The sequence below is a fragment of the Mycobacterium sp. genome (assembly GCF_035603715.1).
Taxonomy (GTDB): Bacteria; Actinomycetota; Actinomycetes; order Mycobacteriales; family Mycobacteriaceae; genus Mycobacterium.
In genome coordinates this window covers 1-3,012 of the sequence record NZ_DATNJW010000154.1, presented here as the reverse complement: position 1 = coordinate 3,012, position 3,012 = coordinate 1, and the positions used below count along the sequence as shown (strand labels likewise).

The window sequence follows — 3,012 nt, the reverse complement described above, 5'->3', positions numbered from 1 at the left end:
CGTCGGCCGCCTTCATCAGCACCATCAGCGCATAGATGCGCTTCTGAACCTCCGGAGCCACCTCTACGATCGACGTCACTTTGTGTAGTCTCCGATCTGCTTATGCACCTTCGGAATTGGCGGTGGATCCATGCTGAGCAGCTCCAGCGACGACATCTTGCCGCTGGCACCGAGCTCCCCCAGCCGTTGAACCACGGAGTCGAGGTCGTCGCAGTCGAGCTCGTAGATGGCGATGAACGGGCCGTTGCCGTCGGTCGGCGCGAAGCGGCGCGCCGAAACAATGCCCTCCACCGAGCAGATCTCGGCCAGATGGGTGTCGTTGTACCACGTGTGGTACTCCTCCTCGAGGTCCGACGACACCGGCATGGTCTGCAAGTAGATAACGCCCTTAGGCATGGTGCGACTCCAATTCGGTTGTGGCGCTGGTTAACCGCCTGACCACGGCTTCACCTTCAGGAATCCTCCGCCGTCCACGCGGAGCTGCTGGCCGGTGATGTAGCGGGCGGCGTCGGACGCCAGGAACAGCACGGCCTCGCTGATGTCCTCGGGTTCGACGTAGGGAATGGGCATGGCCTGCACCAGCGGGAAAACCGGTTCGGCGTCCTCGCGGGTCGGGTTCTTCAGGTCGGGCCGGAAGGCCCGGTACATCGGTGCGCTGTGCAACATGTCGGTGTTGACGTTCGTCGGGTGCACCGCGTTCATCCGGATGGAGAAAGGAGCCAGTGAGCGTGCGAAGTCGTTGACATAGTGCGCGGCAGCGATTTTCGCGAAGGCGTACCCCGCTCCTCCGGGACCGCCGTCGATCCCGGAGGTATTCATCGACGACATGAAGGCCGCGTTGGACCCGATCACGATGATCGATGCGCCGGAGTCCAGATGCTTGAGGCTGGCGTGCACCAGGTTGAGCACGCCGCCCAGGTCCACGTCGACGGCATCGGCGAAGGCCTGCGGCGGCAGGCCCGCCGTCAACGGACAGATGCCGGCGTTGGCGACCACCACGTCGAGGTGACCGAGCTCTGCGACGCCGCGGTCGATCGCCGCCGACAGGGCCGCGCGATCCCGGACATCGGCGATCTCGGTGACGACGCGCTGGCCCTCCTTCTCGACCAGACGAGCCGTTTCGTCGAGGTCTTCGGGCCGGGCCAGCGGGTACTCGTTGGTCTCGATGTCTTCGCACAAGTCGATCGCGATGATGTCGGCGCCCTCGGCGGCGAGCATCCGCGCGTGCGAGCGCCCCTGTCCGCGCGCGGCTCCACTGACTACCGCGACCTTGCCTGTCACCCTGCCCATAGCCGATCCCTTCTCATGCGCTCAACAATGCGACCTACATTGGGGCTCAAGCCATTCGATGGGAGCGTCATCTGTAGTGGTCGCTGCGGGCTCGGCAAGGGCGCTGACTCGGCCGTCGATCAGGACCGGACGAGCGTTCGACTCCATTGCTTCTCTTCCACGCGCTGCGTCATTGCAGGACAGGCTGACGAAAATCTATAGTATCTATACTACCTAAAATAGAAAAGACACCGAAAAGGGTGAACAGATGACAGGCGTGCGCACTGACGTCCCCGTCGTCGAGCTGGCTTCGTAGACATACCTTCCGGCTGCCGGTGTCGTGTTGGCGCGGACGGACTTGGGCCGGCAACCCTGACCGCAATAGCGCAATCCTGTAGCCTGCCCTCGAATACCGTCTGGTGGAGGGACATGTCATGACTTCGGGCGTCGAACAGCTGGAATTTCAGGCCGAGGCGCGGCAGCTGCTGGACCTGATGGTCCACTCGGTCTACTCCGACAAGGATTCGTTTCTGCGCGAGCTGATCTCCAACGCCTCCGATGCGCTCGACAAGCTGCGGATCGAAGCATTCCGCAACAAGGACCTGGACGTCGACACGTCCGATCTGCACATCGACATCGACGTCGACAAGGACGCCCGCACCCTGACCATCCGCGACAACGGCATTGGCATGACCCGCGCCGAGGTGGTCGATCTGATCGGCACGCTGGCCAAGTCCGGTACCGCCGAGCTGCGTCAGCAGTTAAGGGAAGCCCAGACCGCTAAAAACCCCGCGGTCTCCGAGGAGCTGATCGGTCAGTTCGGCATCGGCTTCTACTCCACCTTCATGGTGGCCGACAAGGTCGAGCTGCTCACGCACAAGGCCGGCGACAGCGAGGCCACCAAGTGGGAGTCGAGCGGCGACGGCACCTACACCATCGCGACCGTCGAGGGCGCTCCGCAAGGGACATCGGTCACCCTGCATCTCAAGCCGGCGGATGCCGAGGACGCGATCCACGACTACACCTCGGAGTGGAAGATCCGGACGCTGGTCAAGAAGTACTCCGACTTCATCGCGTGGCCGATCCGGATGGAGGTCGAAAAGACCACACCCGGTGAAGATGGCGGCGAAGACACCGTCACCAAGGAGGTCGAGACCCTCAACTCGGGCAAGGCGTTGTGGGCCCGGCCCAAAGACGAGGTATCCGACGAGGAGTACAAGGAGTTCTACAAGCACATCGCGCACGCCTGGGATGAGCCGCTCGAGGTCATCTCGATGAAGGCCGAGGGCACTTTCGAGTATCAAGCCCTGCTCTTCATCCCATCGCGTGCCCCGCTCGACCTGTACGAACCGGACGCCGCGATCGGTGTGCAGTTGTATGTCAAGCGCGTGTTCATCATGGGCGACTGCGACCAGCTGATGCCCCGATACCTGCGATTCGTCAAGGGTGTGGTGGACGCACAGGACCTGTCGCTGAACGTGTCCCGCGAGATCCTGCAGCAGGACCGGCAGATCAACGCGATCCGGCGGCGGTTGACCAAGAAGGTCCTGTCGACCATCAAGGATCTGCAGTCTGAGCGGCCGGACGATTACCGCACATTCTGGGGTGAGTTCGGCAAGGTCCTCAAAGAAGGATTGATGCGTGACTTCGATAACCAGGAGACGCTGCTGGAGATATCGTCGTTCGCTTCAACGCACAGCGAGGAGCAGCTGACCACGCTGGCCGAGTATGTCGGACGGATGA

General features: G+C 62.5%; 3 protein-coding genes. 1 reads left to right on the top strand and 2 read right to left on the bottom strand.

The window, feature by feature from the left end:
• Window positions 1-75 precede the first annotated feature (75 nt).
• The gene (locus VN856_RS07065) at window positions 76-396 is read right to left on the bottom strand and encodes a hypothetical protein (protein WP_325687501.1); all 321 of its coding nucleotides are present in this window, start codon (window positions 394-396) and stop codon (window positions 76-78) included.
• Between the two features lie 30 nt (window positions 397-426).
• The gene (locus VN856_RS07060; protein WP_325687499.1) at window positions 427-1,290 is read right to left on the bottom strand and encodes a mycofactocin-coupled SDR family oxidoreductase; all 864 of its coding nucleotides are present in this window, start codon (window positions 1,288-1,290) and stop codon (window positions 427-429) included.
• Between the two features lie 413 nt (window positions 1,291-1,703).
• On the opposite strand from VN856_RS07060, the gene htpG reads away from it, so the two are divergent.
• The coding region (htpG, locus tag VN856_RS07055; RefSeq protein ID WP_325687497.1) for a molecular chaperone HtpG at window positions 1,704-3,012 on the top strand (1,309 nt) is incomplete at its 3' end.

Bases quoted from the DNA above. Each gene is read 5' to 3' on its own strand.
- VN856_RS07065 (WP_325687501.1), bottom strand. From the start codon at position 396: ATGCCTAAGGGCGTTATCTACTTGCAGACCATGCCGGTGTCGTCGGAC.
- VN856_RS07060 (WP_325687499.1), bottom strand. From the start codon at position 1,290: ATGGGCAGGGTGACAGGCAAGGTCGCGGTAGTCAGTGGAGCCGCGCGC.